We start from the raw sequence: 16,534 nt of genomic DNA, 5'->3' as shown, positions 1-16,534 counted from the left end.
ACAGGAGACTGCATTGGCATCTGAAATTCGTCTGGAAAGCCGTGACGCCGGCCGCGTGGCCGTCGTCACGATCGATCGGCCGCACCGGCGCAATGCCTGCGACCTGGCGGCCTGGCGCGACCTGCGCGACATCTTCCGCGGCTTTGCGCAAGACCGCGGATTGCGGCTGGCGGTGCTGACCGGCGCCCAGGGCCACTTCTGCGCGGGCGACGACATCCTCGCGTTTCGCGAGGCGCTGTCCGACCCGGCGCGCGCCGACGCCTATCGCGCGGTAATCCAGGAGTGCTTTGCGGCCGTGCAGGCCGCGCCGGTGCCGGTGATCGCGGCGATGCGCGGCGTGTGCGTGGGCGGCGGCGCGAGCCTGGCGCTGTGCTGCGACTTCCGCGTGGGCGACGGCAGCGCGCGGGTCAGCGTGCCGGTGGCGCGCCTGGGCCTGGTCTACCCCACCGTCCAGCTCCAGCGCCTGTCCCAGCTCATCGGCGTGAGCCAGACCCGCCGCTGGCTCTACACCGGGGAGTTCGTGGACGCCGCCGCGGCGCACCAGGCAGGCTTCATCGATGCCCTCCACGACGATCCGGTGGCCGGCGCGCTGGCCTTCGGGGCGGACATGATGGACAACGCGCCGCTTTCGATTGCCGGCAGCAAGCTCCAGCTCAACGCGATCTCGGCCGGCACGCTGGTCGAAGACGCGGCGCGCATCCAGGCGCTGTCCGACCAGGCCAATCAGAGCGAGGACTATCGCAACGCCGCGACCGCCTTCGCTGAAAAGCGCAAGCCGGTGTTCGTTGGGCGTTGAGGCCCGGGATTCGCCCCTGCCTCCCGGCGAATCCCGAATAGTGGAACGCCGGACCGGCCGGGCGCGCCGACCTGGCTTTTTATCCCGCAGTTCGCCGTATTGCACCGCAACATGATGTGCTGTAGTTCACGCGTGGAGGACGCATTCCGCGGCCTCGTCGCGTGACCATCATGTCCAAACTCAGAAATCTCTCTCTCCGGGGCAGCCTGACCGCGCTGGTGCTCTTCTTCACCGCCACGCTGGTCGTGGTGGGCGCCATCGCCATGCAGCAGCTCTGGAGCATCAGCCAGAAGCAGCGCGCCATGTACACGGAAACCGTCATGCCGCTGCGTGTCGTCGTCGACGCCGCACGGCAAGGCGCCACGCACTTCCGGCGCATGTACGTCTACATCTGGAATACCGATCCGAAAGGCCGCCAGAACGAACTTCGCCTGAACGAAGATTCCGAAAAGTCCGTGCTGCAAGCGCGCGACCGCCTGCAGCAGGAGCAGGACCCGACGCTGCGCGCGTTGGGCGGCAAGCTGGCCGACACCTGGACCCGCTACAAGTCGGCCGTGGACAACGTGAAAGGCCTTGCCGACCGCAACGACCCGACCGCGATGGCCGTGCTGCACAAGGACTCGGCAGAGCTGCATGTCGCCGTGCGCAACCTCCTGATGGAAGCGGCCAAGCGGCAGGAAGAGCTGGCCAGGCTGGACACCGAAGACGCCGCGGCATCGGTCGAACGCACGTTCTGGACGCTGACGGCACTGATCGTCCTGTGCGCCTTGATCGGCGGCGTCCTGGGCCTGGTCCTGGTGCGGTCCGTGATGCGCCGCCTGGGCGGCGAGCCGGCCTACGCCGCCCACATCGCCCAGGAAGTCGCCAAGGGCAACCTGGCCGTGCGCGTGCAGCGCCGCGATGGCGACCAGACCAGCGTGCTGGCCAACATGGAAGCCATGCGCGCCAACCTGGCGCGCCTGGTGAGCCAGGTGCGCCAGTCCAGCGAGTCGATCGCCACGGGCGCCACCCAGATCACCTCCGGCAACAGCGACCTCAGCCAGCGCACGGAAGAACAGGCCGCCAACGTCGAAGAAACCGCAGCCTCGATGGAAGAGATGAATGCCGCGGTCAAGCAGAACCTTGAATCCGTGCAGATGGCCGCAAGCCTGGCCGGGTCCGCCAGCGCGGCGGCCGCGCGCGGCGGCGAGGTCGTCGGCAACGTGGTCAGCACCATGGACGCCATCTCCGCCAGCTCGCGCAAGATCGTCGACATCATCGCCGTCATCGACTCGATCGCCTTTCAGACCAACATCCTCGCCCTGAACGCGGCGGTGGAGGCGGCCCGCGCGGGCGAACAGGGCCGGGGCTTTGCCGTCGTGGCCAGCGAAGTGCGCGCGCTCGCCCAGCGCAGCGCGGGCGCCGCCAAGGAAATCAAGCAACTGATCAGCGACAGCGTGGGCAACGTCGAAGCCGGCTCCACCCTGGTCGGCGAGGCCGGAAACACCATGAACGACATCGTGACGCAGGTGCGCCGCGTTGCCGACCTGATCGCCGAAATCGGCGCCGCCGCCCACGAGCAGGGACAAGGCATCTCGCAAGTCGGCGATGCCATCAACCAGCTCGACCAGACCACCCAGCAGAACGCCGCGCTGGTGGAAGAGTCGGCCGCCGCGGCCCACAGCCTGAACGGGCAGGCCGCGACGCTGGTGCAATTGGTCAGCGTGTTCCGCCTGGCCGACGACGGCGCCTTCCGTCCCGTGGCGCAGGCACAGCCGCAGGTACAGGCACAGCCGCGCCCAAGTATCGCGACCCCTCGCGAGGCCCAGCCCGTGAAATCGCAGCCCGTGCACCCGCAGGCCGCAAAGCCGCTGCGCGCCTTGGCCAAGCCGGCACCCACCCGGGCCGCCGCCGCCGAAAAGCCCGTCCAAGCCCGCCGCGCGCCACCCAAGCCCGCGCCCGCCACGACCGCCCCGCTGCGGGTTCCGGGCGATCGCAAGCCCGCGCAGCCGAACGACGATTGGGAAAGCTTTTAAGCAATGAAGGTTGACGCGGCGCGCGGCGTGCTCAGTCCACACCGCGCGCCGCGGCCATTAGCGCCACGTCGAGCACCGGCATCACGATGCGCTCCAGCGACCGCCTTCGCTGAAAAACGCAAGCCGGTGTTCGTTGGGCGTTGAACGGCAGACTCAGCGCTGGCCGGGAGGCCGCACGCCCAGCGCGCGCATCCAAGGCATGTCGGGCAGGCCCTGCACGGGCGCCATGCCCGGCAGGGGCAGGCCGACAGGATTGAGCGCGGCGTCCTGCAGCACCCTGGCCCATTCCTGCGGGTCTATGGGTTCTCCCATGCGCGCGCGCACGTCCAGCAGATCCAGCGCGGCCCGCCGGTGGCCCGCCTCGGCCGCGTCGCGGAACAGGCGTTCGGCCTCGGCATAGTTCCTGGGCACGCCCCGGCCCATGCCGGTCAGCTCGCCCAGATAGGTCTGCGCGGGCGCGAACCCTTGATCGGCGGCGCGCCGATACCAGCGGGCGGCGACCGGGTAGTTCTTCTCCACATACTCGCCGTTCTCGGCGATCAATCCCAGGGTGGTCATGGCGACCACATCGCCCGCCTTGGCGCGCGCCTGCAACGACGCCAATCGCGGCTCGTCCACATATTGCGCGCCCCGCTCGATTTCGTATTCCCATGCGCTCATGCGCGCCTTGATCAGATCGCGGCCCAGCGTGGGCGACGGGCCGCGTCCCGCCTGGCCCGGCTTTTCTCCGGGCTTCGCGGGCGTTGTGCCGTCGGCCAGCGTCGTGAAGGTAACGGTGCCGACCAGGCTGCTGGCGTAGTGGGGAATCTGACGGTAGGCGGTGGCCACCTGCACGTCGGCGGTCAGTTGCTTGAAGAAGCTCTCCACCGGGGCGGAGCCGGGCAACGCGCGCAGCCCCTGCGCGAAGTAATACGCATAGGGGCTGTGACGCGGCCCATCGTTGCCAAATCCGTCTTCCGCGGTAGCGCCGGGCTGCGTCGAGAAGGCGATCAGCTCTCCGCCCGCGGGCACGGCGTGGACGAGGCCGGCGGCGGCCGCACCCCGGGTCAGGTTCGTGCGGCAGGCGTCAAGCACCATCAGGCGGGCACGGACGTTCGCGCGCCGCAACGCCTGCGACACGCGCCTGAGGCTCAGCGAGCTCTGCTGCGCCGTGCGGATGCGTACTTCGCCCAGCGGCAAGGGCAGGTCCACGCCAAACAGATAGTTCACGTCATCCACGGCGACGGCGTGTCCGGCGAAATACACCAAGGCCAGGTCCCCGCCCGTGGCACGCGCCGCGAAGTCATCGACGGCGGTTTCCATCTGCGCGGTGGTCAGGTCCGTGAGCAAGGTCACGTCGAAGCTGCGCTGGCGCAGCGAATCGGCGATCAGCCGGGCGTCGTTGACCGGGTTGACGAGCGCGTTGGCCGGGATGGCGTAGCGCGCGTTGCCGATCACCAGCGCATAACGGCGCCTGGCCGGCGACGCAGTGGTTGCCGCCACAGGCGCATCGTCCTCGGGCGTCGGCGCAGGGGCCGTTGAGGTCAGCGCCTCGGTGGGCGCCGGATCCGGATCGGCCATGTTTCTTGTGTTGAGTCCCCTCGCATTTGCTCCCGCCGCGCGCAAGGCCGCCGGATGCGCTGCCCACAGGCTCGCGCCGATCAGCGCCGTCAACAATCGCCGCCGCATGGGTGGACACGTTGGTGCATGCGCCACGCCGGCGCCCGCAGGATTGTTCAAGGACTTCATGCGAGGCCTCAGGGTTTGGGACAAGCGCCGGCTGGCGCGGCCGTGGCGGACAAGGCGCCCAGCGCCGTGGCGGCGTCGCGCAGAGATGATTCGCGCGCCGCGGCCAGGACGTAATGGCCGTCCGCGTCGGGACCGTCGACGATGGACACGGCGTACTGGGACAAGGTGTTGCGCAGTTGCCGGGCCGTCAGCGTATCGGGCAGATCCACCACCAGCCGAGGGCAGGACGCGCCGCCACGCGTCAGCACGCCGTCCGGCGCGGCGATGCCCGGCGCATCCGTCGGCGCTTGCTGGACCACCATGACGGACAGCATGATCGCCAGCGCCCAACCCAGCGGCATCAAGGGGCTGGCGGGCGTCGGCCATAGCCATTGCCACAGCCGGCGCGCGCGGGACATCGGCGCGCGCACCACCCGCGGGCGTTGCGCCAGCGCGCGCAGAAAGGCGGCATCGCGCTCGGCCTGGCCGATCTCGTTGCGGGCCAACTGGCGCGCCTGGGCCAGATCGCGCCACGCATCGAGCTCGGCCCGCAACGCGGGGTCGCGCGCGAGTTCAGCTTCGAAGGCGCGGCGGGCCGGGGCATCAAGCTCGCCCGACAGATAGGACAGCACTCGGTCTTCAGGCATGATCAGTCCATTCCTTTGCGCGTGCATTCCGTCACCAGCTTGCGCGCGGCGTGCAGACGGCTTTTCACGGTAGGCACGTGCAGGTCCTGCTGCCGGGCGATCTGTTCCATCGGCATGTCGTCCAGGTACAGGAACATCGTGGCGCGCAGGGTGTCGCTGAGCCTATTGAGGCATTCGCGCATGCGCTTGACGATAGATAGATGCTCGTAGGCGTGCGCGGGATCGGCGAAGCGGGAGGGGTCGCCCACGTTCCGGATGTCGTCGAACGCCGTGTCATCGTGCTCGCCGCCGTCCTCGGGATAGGTCCATTGCACTTCGTGCCGCGTGCGGCGATGCATCTGGATCAGCTCGTGCAGCGACCCGCGATACAAGTAGCCGCCCAGCGTGCCGACGGCCAGTTCGTGCGCCGTCCATCCGCCCTCGGGCTGACCCTGCTTGAACCCCTCGTCCTTGAACGTGCGCGTGTGCAAGAACTTCATGAGCGCATTGTTGAACGCATCCACCACGCCATCGGGCGACGCGTTGAAGAATTTCCTGCGCAATTTCAGCGTGATGTGCTGCTCGGCCTTGTTGCGAAACGCCAGCGCGTAGTGGGGGTCGGCATGCATGATGCGCAGCAACGCGTCAACGTTTTCAATGACGTAGCGCTTGGAATCGAGCGAGTTCATGGTTCAGATTCTAGATGTCGAACTGGACGCGGAACGTCAGCCCACCGGCGGCACCAGCCGCAACCCGGCAAAACGCGGGCTGCGGCACATTAGCCGTGCAGGGGCGGAAAATCAAGCGCGGCGGCGCAGCACGGCGATGCCGCGGACAGTGAATGCGACGGCGATGGCCAAGGACAGATAGAAGCCGAACCCGAACGACAGGCTGTCCCACAGATTGGACGCCATGTCTCCCGCCAGGCTGCGACTGGACCGCGAATTGCCCATGAAGCCCGCAAACTGGCGCGTGGCGTTCATGAGCTCGCGTACCTGCGACACCACGCCGGCCAGCGCAATGGCCCACAGCGCGAGGGGCGCAAAGTAGCCCAGGCGCGCCGCGCGATGAGTGAGCAGCGAGGGCAGCAAAGGCCCCGCCACGGCCAGCAGCCACAGCAGTGCATAAATGCCCGCGCCCGAATCTCGGCCCGCCATCGCGCCTTGCATGCTGCCGCCGTTCTGCAACCGCAACAGGTCGTAGAAGCTCAGGCTTGCATTCGACCCCATCATGCTTAGCGAGACCACGGCAAACACCGTAGTGGCCAAAAGGAACAGCAGCGCGCCCACGGCGTCGCCACGATGGACGCGCCGGGCCGCGATGCCCGCCCACCGCGCCGCATGGGTCCTGGCCTGCGTCAATACGTCCTGTGCTTTGCCTTGCATGGTCTTTCCTTGTCTGGTTGTGGCGGGATGCCGGTATTCATGGCTACGCATGGCGGCCGAAAAGGTTCGGTTTTTTTGTGGGCGTTTTTCGGGCGATTGTTTTTTTCCGGATGGGTTTATGCTTCGGCGCGACTTTTTTTCGAACTTTTCCCGAGGTGGCGCGTAGCAACAATCAAGGGCGCGGCTTTTCCGCCCCGCTTGCCGACAAAGCCCGGCATGCCCCACCGACTGAAAAGTCCCACTGACCAAGAACGGAGCGTTCAATAATGTCCACCCCCACCCCGCTGGCCGCCCTGTACCAAACCGTGGTGCAAGAAGAACTGGGCCTGGTCGCCCGCTTTGACGATGAAGGCGATGTGGTCTTCAAGTATCCCGACCTGGGCATCATGTACTTCAGCCTCAGCGATTCGGATCCGGAATTCCTGCGTTTGGTCTACCCAAGCTTCGTGCAGGCCGACGAACTGGGTTTGACCCGCGAACAACTGCTGGAGGTGATCAACACCGTCAACAACCGCTGCAAGGCGATCAAGCTGACGCTGTCGCAAGACAGCGCGGAACGGGCCGGGCGTTTGTCGGCCTCGGTGGAAAGCTTTGTGGCCGGGCCCAACACCCTGCCGGATGCCGCCCTGCTCCGCGCCATCGTCGAGCGCTGCGTGTCCGCCGTGCGCCACGGCGCGCGCGAACTGATCAAGCTGGCGATGGAACTGAAGCAGCCCGCCAGCTAAGCGCGGCTGTCCGGCGGCCCGACACGGCCGACCGGGCCTGCGCAATTGAAACAACCCTGGTCCTGCCTTGTAACTTTGCGATACATTGCAGGGCTTTGACGGAAACGGCGCCTCGCCGCGCCTGGTTTCCCGCCTTCCCCATGATGTCAATGCGCCTGCCCGTATCCTGTTCGTCGATCCTTCGCCTTATCACCGGTTTGCTGCTCCTTGCCGGGCTGTCTGCCTGCGCGGTCAAGACCAATTCCCGCGGCAACTTCGTCTATGGCGTGGATACCGCCGCCCTGTTTGGCACCGAGATCAGCCAGTTTCCCTTGCAGGACGGGGGGACCGGCACGCTGCGCCGCGAGGGCAAGAACTTCTCGGTGAAGCTATCGGGCAACCAGCGGGTGGTGCCCTTGAACAACGTGGAGTCCGCACGGATCGCGCGCACAGAAAACGTGGGGCCGCGCACCGTGGTCGTCATCGAAACGCAGCGCCGCAACTGCGATTACCGCTATACGGTGCTGGCCATCGAAGGCTCCGACGTGCTGTCGTGGGACCTGGGCAATTGCCGGGACCGGCCGGCGGTGCTGGTCCAGGACGACCGCAGCGCCATGACCCTGGACTTTCCCAAGGGCGCCAGGATCGAACGGTTCATCTACACGCAAGACGGCCGGATGCGCCGGGGCGATGTGAAGACGGTCGCGGGCATGAATCCGCGCGCCAAGCCGTTCGCCGATGAATCGCTGTACCCGCCCGGGTATCAGGAGTCATTGCGCCTGTATGGGGTCTACCCGCCGCCCGCGGCGCCGGCGGCTCGCTCCGGCAGGTCGGGCCGACCCGGCCGCAGCGCCTCGCCCGATACGGTGCAGACCCGGGCGTCCGGCGGCAATGCATCCGGTGGTCGCGCTGTTGCTCCGCCACCGCAGCGCGCGCCCGCGACCGGCGCGCCCACTGCGGCGACCGGCAGCTCGCCACGCACAGGCGCGGCATCGCGCGCGCCGGCCAAGCTGGACCTGCCCGACGAGGAAATCACCTCGACGCGCCTGGACCTGAGGGATTGACCGTGCGGCAAGCCCAGATTCGCCAGATCCTTTTCCTGATCGTACTGACGGTCATCTACCTCGCTTTCGAACTCGGCTTCAATGCCCGCCTGCTCGATGTGGTGGGCAGCCGCGCCACGCCGCACGATATCGAAGAACTGGAATTCTTCGGCCGAACCCTGTCAGGCATCGCCGCCGCGCTGGTGGTGCTGCAACTGATGTCGACCCGTCGGCTCGCCACGGGCGGCCGCCCCTCCACGCTGAAGATCGCCGTCGCTTGTGTCGTGACGGCACTCCTTGTCTTCAGCGCCATCAAGCTGCTGGTGAACGTGCTCGTCGATACACGCGATGGCGAGTTCCGCCGCATCGCCACCAACGCCGGCTTGCTGCAACGGTCGCTGGTGCAGGGCGACCTGCAACTGGACGGCCTGGTGGACGACGACGACGTCTACGCCCGCCCCGAGGGCAAGGCGTTCCTGGCCGTGTTCCAGGTGCTGCTGTCCAACATCGACGACCTGGACGAAAAAGTCGAACCGAAGAAGCGGCAGGTCATCCGCACCGATCTGCAGCGCCAGATGAAGACGTTTACCTTCGATGGCCGCGAAGTCCGCATGACCGCCCCTGGCATACGCGGTTATCACCAGGTCTACACCAGCGTGATGGGTTCCGTGGCCGAGCGCTGGAAGAAGTATGCGGGTGTGCCGGTGGCGTCGGACATTGGCCTGGCGCGCGAACAGGATCGCGCCTGGGGTGACTACCGCCGCAGCCTGTCGCGCCGCGGCTGGACCCCCGACAACGTACCGGCGCGCTACAAGGGCCGCGTGGTGCAGGATGTGCGCAAGCGCATTCCCGTGCCCGGCGACTGGCAACCGCATGACCGCGCCACCTTCAATGAGGCGGTGGCGCAGCAGTACTGGAGGACCATGCGCAGCCGTACGGTGCATGTCGAGGGCGACGCCATCCCGCCCGGCCTGGCGTACGAAGACTTCGTCGCGCGCCCCGGCGTCCAGAAGCTGCTGCGCCAGGCCTTGATGGTGCCGGCCACGATGAACGTTGCGCCCAACTACACGGATGTGGCCGGCTTCAAGCGGCTTTACGAAGGCATGCTGGACCGGGCCGTGGACGAAGCCCTGCCCCGCTTTTCCGCCAGCAGCGCGGACTTCGGGCGCGGCGGACTGCACGACAAGCTGGGGGAGGACGCCGCGCGCGCGGCGATCGTGCCGCCGGTGGCGCTGCTGTGTTCGCTATTGGGCGCGGTGGGCCACTTCGCCAAGCTGCTCTATCTGATCGCCAAGCTCGTCGTCTGGCTGCGCACGCCGGCGGGCCAGCAGCCGGGGCGCACCGCCACGCGCGCGGCGGGCCTGGCGCTGGTGTTGACGCTGGCCTGCGTCTGGACGGCGTTCTCTTTCATGCAGAACGGCGTGACGCGAAGCGAACTCTTCCAGCAGATGTCGCGCGTGGAAGGCGGCAGCGAAGACGAGTCCATCGGCCAGGCACTGCGGCGGCGCGTGCTGGCCAACGTGGCCCATGTGGTCGTGGTGGGGCAGGCCTACACCTACCCCTTCAACGAGGCCGTGCGTACGCGCGTGCTGGGCGGCATCAAATACGGGTATCACGGCGATGCGGGCTAGTGCGCAATACCGCCGCGCTGACGCATCAGCCAGAAACTGCGCGCCCTAGGGTGAAACCACCTCCAACGCGTTGACGTAGACGTAGCGGCCGGCGCGACCCACGTCGATCTCGCCAGTAATACGAACGGTGGTGCTGGGTTCCACGCGCTGGCCCCGGAAGACCCGGTCCGGAATCTCGACGCGCATGCTGCCGCTTTTATCGCGAAAGGTGAAGTACTCCTCGCGCAAGTGCTCGATAACGTTTCCGGTCAACGTGACATATGTGCCCACACGCAGATTGCCGGCGGCTTGCGTCACCGTGGTATTGGACCCGGATTTGCTGGGCCCTGAAAACTGTGCAAGCGCGGACGCCGAAAATGCGACCGACAAGACCATCGCGGAAATAAGCCTGGCGTACATGACATTCTCCTTGTTTGCATTGGCATAGACCCAAGACTCTCAAGACATCGCAATCATTCACACCACGGCTATCCGGCAGACGATGCTCCGAAAAGCGGATTAGCCGATTGCACTCCAACGGTAATCCACAACGCCGGCGATTTCACCCATAACTTATAGAACCCCCGCGCTGCTGCAGGCGCAATTGCCGGAACCATGGCGCGGCGGTAATACGGCGAACAAGCCCGTCCTGCGCGTAACCCTGCTTGCCTGCGGACGGGAGCACAAAGGCGCCGGGCACGGCATGGCTCGCCCGGGCGGAGGAACTAGAATCTCCCCTCCACGTTCCCATCCAGGGCGGCCTTAATGGCGGCCGTTGTCATCTCCATGGATCACAAGCCCGCACCGTCCCATCCAAAGGCAGGCTCGCCGCTTTCCCTTTCCGAGGCCTTGCAACAGGCTCACGCGCACTGGAACGCCGGACAGGCAAACCAGGCCGAGATTCTGTGCCGCCGCATTCTCGCGGCGTCGCCCGGACAGGCCGATGCCTCGCACCTCCTGGGCCTGATCGCGCACAGCTACGGCAAGTCCGCGCTCGCGCTCGATCTGCTGCGCCAGGCATGCCGGCCCAGCGCCGCGCCCGCGGTCTATTTCGGCAATCTGGCCGAGATCTGCCGTCAGCAGGGCCTGCTCGCCGAGGGCGAGGCCGCCGCGCGGCAGGCCACGCAACGTGATCCCGGGCTGGTAATGGCGTGGAACAACCTTGGGATCATCCTGCAGGAGGCCGGGCATTTCGCAGACAGCATCGGTTGCCTGGAGCGGGTGGTGGCAACGCATCCGGACAATCCAGAGGCGCGCAACAACCTCGGCAACTCGTACGTGGGCATGAAGCGCCTGCATGAAGCCCGCGAGCAATACTTCCAGGCCCTGGCGATGCGGGGCGACTACGCGGAAGCCCACAGCAACCTCGCTTTCGTGCTCGGCGAACTGGGCGAATATGACGCGGCGGCAAGCGCCGCGCTACGCGCCATCGAATGCAGCCCGCGCCTGGCCAACGCCTATCTCAATCTCGCCGGTATCGAAGCGGCGCGATCCCGGCCGCACGAGGCGCTGCGCTGGATCGAGGCCTTGCTGGCCTTCGCGCCGGCCCACCCCAAAGCGCTGGAACTCCGGACCCGCTTGCGGCCGGAGGGCGAACCACCGAATGCCGCCGCCCGGTCGACGCTCCCGGCCGCTTCGCGCGCCGCGCGGGCCGAGCAAGACGCGCAACCCGCGGCGGATTCCCTCCCACAGGACCCGCAAGACCCGCAAGACCCGCAAAAATTGGCGCGCCACGCCAGCGGCCTGCTGACGCAACGGCAGTACGCCGAAGCCGAACGCCTGCTCCGCGCCGGCATCGACCCGCGCGGCGCACCCTCCGTGCTGTGGCGCCTTCTCGGCTTGGCGTTGAAGTACCAAGGACGGGTCAAGGAGGCGGCCGAAATCCAGGAGATGATCGCCACGGCCATGCCGGGCGACCTGTCCGCGCGCTTCGACCTGGCCGAGACGCGCTTGCTGCAAGGCGATTTTGAACGCGGCTGGCCGGAATACCGATGGCGCTACAGCCTTTCCCACACGGTCGCGATGGACCGCAAGGTCCAGCGGCCGCGCTGGAGCGGGGGCCGCATTGCGGGCCGGACGCTACTCATCCATGACGAACAAGGCTACGGCGACACGCTGCAATTCATACGCCTGGTCAGTGCGGCCCGGGACCGCAGCGGCGCTCGTGTCGTGCTGGAAGTGCATCCCGACCTGCTGCCGATCGCCCAGCGACTCGTCGGCTCGGACGCCTTCCCGCGCGGCCAGGTCCCGCCGCCGTTCGACGAGCACTGCGAGTTGATGTCCCTGCCCATGGCGATTGGCCTGCGCATGGCCGACCTGCCTTGCCAGGTCGCCTACCTGTCGGCCGATGAGGCCCGGGTGGAGAAATGGCGGCAGCGGCTTGCCGGCTTGCCGCGGCCCTGGGTGGCGCTGGCCTGGGCCGGCAGACCCACGCACTCCAACGACGCCAACCGCTCTCTTGCCCTGGCGGACCTGGCGCCGCTCGCCTTGCCCGGCATAACGTATCTCGCCATCCAGAAAGGCCCTGCCGCAGCCCAGGCTGCCGCGGCGCCGCCCGGCATGAACATCGTGCCGCTGGACACGGAGATCGCCGATTTCGAGGACACCGCAGCCATCCTGTCCTTGGCCGACCTGCTCATCTCGGTCGACTCGTCACCCGTGCATCTGGCGGGCGGGTTGAATCGCCCCGCCTGGGTGATGCTGCCCTTCCTGCCCGACTGGCGCTGGTTGTTGCACCGGTCCGACACGCCCTGGTATCCGTCGCTGCGGCTATTCCGCCAGCTCGCGCCAGGCGATTGGAAGACGGTCCTGCACGACGTCAGCCAGGCGCTGGCAAAGCGCTTTCCGGGGTCCGAGGCCTGAACAGCAGGGTTCAGCCGCTGGCCAAGCCGGCGCGTCGACCGCGCCAAGCGAAATTAAAGCCGGTGTTTCGCCCTTGTTGCACGCTTTGAAGATGCGCCTTCGCCGGTAATTTGCAGGATGAGGTCGTGCGCCCACCAAATGGCCACCAGTCTGACCTCGTACCCTGGCGCCTGCCGCGTGGATCGCCCATTGCTTCTCCGGTCGCCGCCTGATATCCCATGACATCGTCCCAGGCGGGAGCTTGCCTTGAAGCTGAAAAACCGAAAAAAACGTACCAACTTCTTTTCCATGGCATCCGCGCGGGCCGGCTCGACGGCGGTCCCTGCCCGATCGCTGCAACTGCTATCGGGTGTTTCTCTCGTGGCCGCCAGCCTGCTTCCCGGCATGGCCCATGCAGCGGCGTGCGTCGCTGTTGACTTCCCGGGCGACACGACCGTCGTAGGCGAAGTCAATTGCATCGATTGGACGCAAAGTAACCTTAAGGTCATCAGCATCGGCACCATTTCCGGCGAAAACATCGGTTTGCACGCCTCCATCACCAACCCCGGCACCACGCTGGAGAACTTCGGCACCATCGTCGGCACGCTGGCCGGCCTGCAGAACGACGCCATTTTGTATGAAGTGACCAACAGCAATTTGCTCTCATCCACCGGAACGGGCGTCACCGTAGCGGGCATCGTGAACTCCAGCGGCGCAAGCATCACCCGCGTGGTCAACACCACCGGCGCCACCCTCTCCGGGGCGCGAGCCGGCATTTTCAACACGGGCACCATCGCCGCGCTCAGCAATTCCGGGATGATCTCCAGCAACAGTACCTTCGGAGGGACTATTGCGGCGATCTGGAACGACGGCGGAACGATCACCAGCTTGACCAACTACGGCACCTTGCAAAGCGCCAAAATCGGCGGCTTGCTTCAGGGTTTCGGTGTGGTCACCGAAAACGGCGCCATCGAAACGCTGGAGAACACCGGGACCATCGTGGGCCAGCTCGGCTTGCTGGCGCAGGACAACGGGCGGGTGGGCACGCTCACCAATTCCGGGACCATCTCGGGCGACATTGCAGGCATCTTCATGGATACCAGCACGGTCGGCACCATCACCAACACGGGCCTGATCGTGGGCGCGCCCAGCAGTGCCATGGGCGGGTCGTTCGATGCCGGCATCTACCTTTCGCGCGCCAGCACCGTGGGCCTGATCGACAATAGCGGCACCATCACGGGCCGGAGTGCGGCAATCCAGATCGATGGCGACAGCGCGATCGGTACGATCGCCAACAGCGGTCTCATCGCGGGCGACCTGACCTCCGCCAGCACCATCCCCCTCGCCATCGCAGGCGGCAGCGGCACCGTCGTCGGCACCCTCACCGGCGCGAGCGGCGGCCTGGGCGTGGCCGACAAAGGTCTCATCAAGGTGACGGGTTCGGACCTGGTGTTTTCGGGCGGCAACCTGCTGCTGAACGACGACATCGCCGCGGTGGGCCGTTCCGTCATCAACAACGGCGCCACCCTTCAGTTCAACAACCCCGTCACGGTGACGGGCAGCTACACCCAGACCGGTGGCGGACTGACGTTCAACGTCGCCAATCCCTCCAGCTATGGCTACCTGGCGGTAAATGGCACCGCCGCGGTCAGCAATGCCGCGATCAGCCTGAACGGTACCGGATTGGCGGAGGGCCAGACCTATGCGGTCGTGCGACCGACGGGCTCCGGCACGTACAGCAACAACACGGCCTTCGTCTCCACCAACAATGGCCTGCTTGCGCGCCTGAGCGACGTGAACGGCGAGCTGATCGTGACATTGGCCCCCGACGCCAGCCGCCACTATTGGGATGGCGCCAATACCGTCGCCGACGGCACGATTGCCGGCGGCTCCGGCACCTGGACGGCGAACGGCACCAACTGGACCACGACCGACGGCACGCGCAACGGCACGCTCGACCAGACCGACGTGCGCCCCGTGTTCGGCGCGGCCGCGGGCACCGTGACGGTGGATACCAGCCATGGTCCGATAAATGTCAGCGGCATGCAGTTTTCCACCGATGGCTACCGTGTGACGGGTGGCGCCATCGGCCTGTCGGCAGCCACTTCCGCCATCGAAGTCGATGCCAACGCCACGGCCATCATTGATTCGGAACTCAAGGGTAGCGGCGCGCTGGCCAAGACCGGCAGCGGCATGTTGATCCTGAACGGCGTGAATACCTACTCGGGCGGCACGTCGGTGCACGCCGGCACGCTCGAAATCGGCGACGCCGACCATCCCACCGCCAGCATCCTGGGCGACGTGGCGGTCGGCAGCGCCGGCACACTGCGCGGGCATGGCTCCATCGCCGGCAATGTCACCAACGACGGCATCGTGCGCCCGGGCGGTTCCATCGGCACATTGACGATCAACGGCAACTACACGCAGTCTTCCTCCGGCACCCTGTTCGTCGACGTCAGCCCTTCCACCGCCTCGCAACTGAAGGTGGGCGGCACCGCGACGCTGGGCGGCACCTTGAACCTGCTTTATGGCCCCGGCACCTACAGCGCGGCGTCCTACCGCATCGTTGACGCGGCGAACGTCAACGGCCAGTTCGCTACCGTAACCAGCAACGCGCCGGCCAATCTGGCGCAGAGCGTGCAGAACCTGGCCGACGGCAGCACGCTCAACCTGGCCGCCGACAACACCGGCGGCGGCGACAGCGACGACAGCGGCGGCAGTGGCGGCAGTGGCGGCAGCGACGACAGCGGCGGCGGCAGCGTCGTCATCGCCCCCACCAACGCTACGATCTTCGGCGCCGTCGCCTCGGCCGCCATCCGTGAAGGCCAACGCGTGAACGATACGTTGCTCTCGCGCCTGGGCCAGGATTGCGCCGAGTCCTCGACTGCGGCCAATTGCGCGCGCCCCAGCCGCCAGGCCTGGGCCCAGGTCGTCTCCAACACCGCGCACGTGCGTGGCGACGACAACGCCCCCAGCTACAAGGACAGCCATTACGGCTTCCTGGCTGGCCTGGACCAGCAGGTCGGCGCCTGGACGCTGGGTATCGCCGGCGGCTACAGCCATGTCGACGTCACCGAAGATGAGGCCAGCGGCAAGATCGACACTCTGCGCATCGCCGGCTACGGCAGCCGCCGCGTTGGCGCCGTGAACATCGCCGCGACGGTGGGCGCAGCCTACGACTTCCTGAAGTCGCGTCGTTCTTTCGCCGGTCTTGGCAGCGCACGCGGGGACTCCGCCGGTCAGGAAATCACCGCTGGCCTGCAAGCCAGCCTGCCCCTGGCCGCCGGCCCGCTGACGGTCACGCCGCGTCTCGGCCTACGCTACCAGTACTTCCATGCAGAAGGCTTCGGCGAAACGGGACCGACCAGCCAGAACCTGGACGTCGACGCGAAGGACTTCAACAGCCTGCAGCCCTATGCGCAGCTGGTCGTGGGTATCCCCTTCAGCATGAAGGCGGACAAGCTCGCCGTCGTTGAAGCTCGCGTCGGATACGCCTACGAAACGCTGGACACCAACCGCGGCTTTCGCGCAACGGCGAGCGACGGCACGGGCTTCACGCTGCCCGGCGTGGCGCCCACGCGCGGCATGTTCTCGGCGGGTCTGGGCATGACGCTGCCCATCAGCAAGGCGATGGATCTGACCGCTAGCTACGACCGCCTGTTCGACACGGGCAACGTGTCGGCGCAAGCATTCCAGCTACAGGCGACGTACAGGTTCTGAAGCGGCCGCCGTCTTTCGACGTTGACCCCAAGCCCCCCGCAGCCCGGGCGTTCACTCCCGATCCTTACAGGGAAGACCGCCCGGCGC

12 protein-coding genes are annotated in these 16,534 nt (G+C 66.9%); 7 read left to right on the top strand and 5 right to left on the bottom strand.

Annotation, left to right across the window (positions count from 1 at the left end; genetic code table 11):
* Positions 1-13: 13 nt before the first annotated feature.
* Together BMW75_RS15565 and BMW75_RS15560 are read left to right on the top strand one after the other, a co-directional pair.
* Positions 14-796, top strand: a complete 783-nt coding sequence (locus BMW75_RS15565; protein ID WP_092580569.1) for an enoyl-CoA hydratase/isomerase family protein — start codon at positions 14-16, stop codon at positions 794-796.
* Positions 797-966: 170 nt separating this feature from the next.
* A complete protein-coding gene (locus BMW75_RS15560; RefSeq protein ID WP_092580796.1) occupies positions 967-2,811 on the top strand; it encodes a methyl-accepting chemotaxis protein in 1,845 nt (614 codons plus the stop codon).
* Between the two features lie 153 nt (positions 2,812-2,964).
* Here the strand turns inward: BMW75_RS15560 and BMW75_RS15555 are convergent, their stop codons facing one another.
* The 4 genes from BMW75_RS15555 to BMW75_RS15540 all read right to left on the bottom strand — a co-directional run bounded on the left by BMW75_RS15555 (position 2,965) and on the right by BMW75_RS15540 (position 6,529).
* The gene (locus tag BMW75_RS15555) at positions 2,965-4,371 is read right to left on the bottom strand and encodes a caspase family protein (RefSeq protein ID WP_092580567.1); all 1,407 of its coding nucleotides are present in this window, start codon (positions 4,369-4,371) and stop codon (positions 2,965-2,967) included.
* A gap of 176 nt (positions 4,372-4,547) precedes the next feature.
* Complete coding sequence (locus BMW75_RS15550; protein ID WP_092580565.1) at positions 4,548-5,165, bottom strand: anti-sigma factor; 618 nt, start codon at positions 5,163-5,165, stop codon at positions 4,548-4,550.
* 2 nt (positions 5,166-5,167) lie between these two features.
* The gene (locus BMW75_RS15545) at positions 5,168-5,833 is read right to left on the bottom strand and encodes an RNA polymerase sigma factor (protein ID WP_092580563.1); all 666 of its coding nucleotides are present in this window, start codon (positions 5,831-5,833) and stop codon (positions 5,168-5,170) included.
* A gap of 111 nt (positions 5,834-5,944) precedes the next feature.
* Positions 5,945-6,529, bottom strand: coding sequence for a hypothetical protein (locus tag BMW75_RS15540; protein ID WP_092580561.1), 585 nt, complete (start codon positions 6,527-6,529; stop codon positions 5,945-5,947).
* 266 nt (positions 6,530-6,795) lie between these two features.
* Between BMW75_RS15540 and BMW75_RS15535 the strand changes: the two genes are divergently transcribed.
* The 3 genes from BMW75_RS15535 to BMW75_RS15525 all read left to right on the top strand — a co-directional run bounded on the left by BMW75_RS15535 (position 6,796) and on the right by BMW75_RS15525 (position 9,907).
* Positions 6,796-7,254: a hypothetical protein gene (locus tag BMW75_RS15535; RefSeq protein ID WP_092580559.1), complete on the top strand. Its 459-nt coding sequence runs from the start codon at positions 6,796-6,798 to the stop codon at positions 7,252-7,254.
* 149 nt (positions 7,255-7,403) lie between these two features.
* Positions 7,404-8,297, top strand: a complete 894-nt coding sequence (locus BMW75_RS15530) for a hypothetical protein (RefSeq protein ID WP_092580794.1) — start codon at positions 7,404-7,406, stop codon at positions 8,295-8,297.
* A 2-nt stretch (positions 8,298-8,299) separates the two neighbouring features.
* The gene (locus BMW75_RS15525; protein WP_092580792.1) at positions 8,300-9,907 is read left to right on the top strand and encodes a hypothetical protein; all 1,608 of its coding nucleotides are present in this window, start codon (positions 8,300-8,302) and stop codon (positions 9,905-9,907) included.
* Between the two features lie 45 nt (positions 9,908-9,952).
* Here BMW75_RS15525 and BMW75_RS15520 read toward each other — a convergent pair whose 3' ends face one another.
* Positions 9,953-10,306 (bottom strand): YgiW/YdeI family stress tolerance OB fold protein, encoded by a 354-nt coding sequence (locus BMW75_RS15520; RefSeq protein ID WP_092580557.1) that lies wholly within the window; start codon positions 10,304-10,306, stop codon positions 9,953-9,955.
* 429 nt (positions 10,307-10,735) lie between these two features.
* Here BMW75_RS15520 and BMW75_RS15515 point away from each other — a divergent pair, with 429 nt between their 5' ends.
* Positions 10,736-12,748 carry a tetratricopeptide repeat protein gene (locus BMW75_RS15515; protein WP_254792035.1) on the top strand — a complete coding sequence of 671 codons (2,013 nt, stop codon included), beginning with the start codon at positions 10,736-10,738 and terminating at the stop codon, positions 12,746-12,748.
* A gap of 288 nt (positions 12,749-13,036) precedes the next feature.
* Complete coding sequence (locus tag BMW75_RS15510; protein WP_092580555.1) at positions 13,037-16,447, top strand: autotransporter outer membrane beta-barrel domain-containing protein; 3,411 nt, start codon at positions 13,037-13,039, stop codon at positions 16,445-16,447.
* The last annotated feature ends 87 nt before the right edge of the window (positions 16,448-16,534 follow it).

The organism is Achromobacter sp. NFACC18-2, from assembly GCF_900108985.1.
Lineage (GTDB): Bacteria > Pseudomonadota > Gammaproteobacteria > Burkholderiales > Burkholderiaceae_B > Achromobacter.
This window is presented reverse-complemented; position numbering and strand designations above follow the sequence as displayed.

Excerpts from the sequence above, each read along its gene's own strand:
- BMW75_RS15560 (WP_092580796.1), top strand. The coding sequence starts at position 967 with ATGTCCAAACTCAGAAATCTCTCTCTCCGGGGCAGCCTGACCGCGCTG.
- BMW75_RS15555 (WP_092580567.1), bottom strand. The coding sequence starts at position 4,371 with ATGGCCGATCCGGATCCGGCGCCCACCGAGGCGCTGACCTCAACGGCC.
- BMW75_RS15550 (WP_092580565.1), bottom strand. The coding sequence starts at position 5,165 with ATGCCTGAAGACCGAGTGCTGTCCTATCTGTCGGGCGAGCTTGATGCC.
- BMW75_RS15545 (WP_092580563.1), bottom strand. The coding sequence starts at position 5,833 with ATGAACTCGCTCGATTCCAAGCGCTACGTCATTGAAAACGTTGACGCG.
- BMW75_RS15540 (WP_092580561.1), bottom strand. The coding sequence starts at position 6,529 with ATGCAAGGCAAAGCACAGGACGTATTGACGCAGGCCAGGACCCATGCG.
- BMW75_RS15535 (WP_092580559.1), top strand. The coding sequence starts at position 6,796 with ATGTCCACCCCCACCCCGCTGGCCGCCCTGTACCAAACCGTGGTGCAA.
- BMW75_RS15530 (WP_092580794.1), top strand. The coding sequence starts at position 7,404 with ATGCGCCTGCCCGTATCCTGTTCGTCGATCCTTCGCCTTATCACCGGT.
- BMW75_RS15520 (WP_092580557.1), bottom strand. The coding sequence starts at position 10,306 with ATGTACGCCAGGCTTATTTCCGCGATGGTCTTGTCGGTCGCATTTTCG.
- BMW75_RS15510 (WP_092580555.1), top strand. The coding sequence starts at position 13,037 with ATGGCATCCGCGCGGGCCGGCTCGACGGCGGTCCCTGCCCGATCGCTG.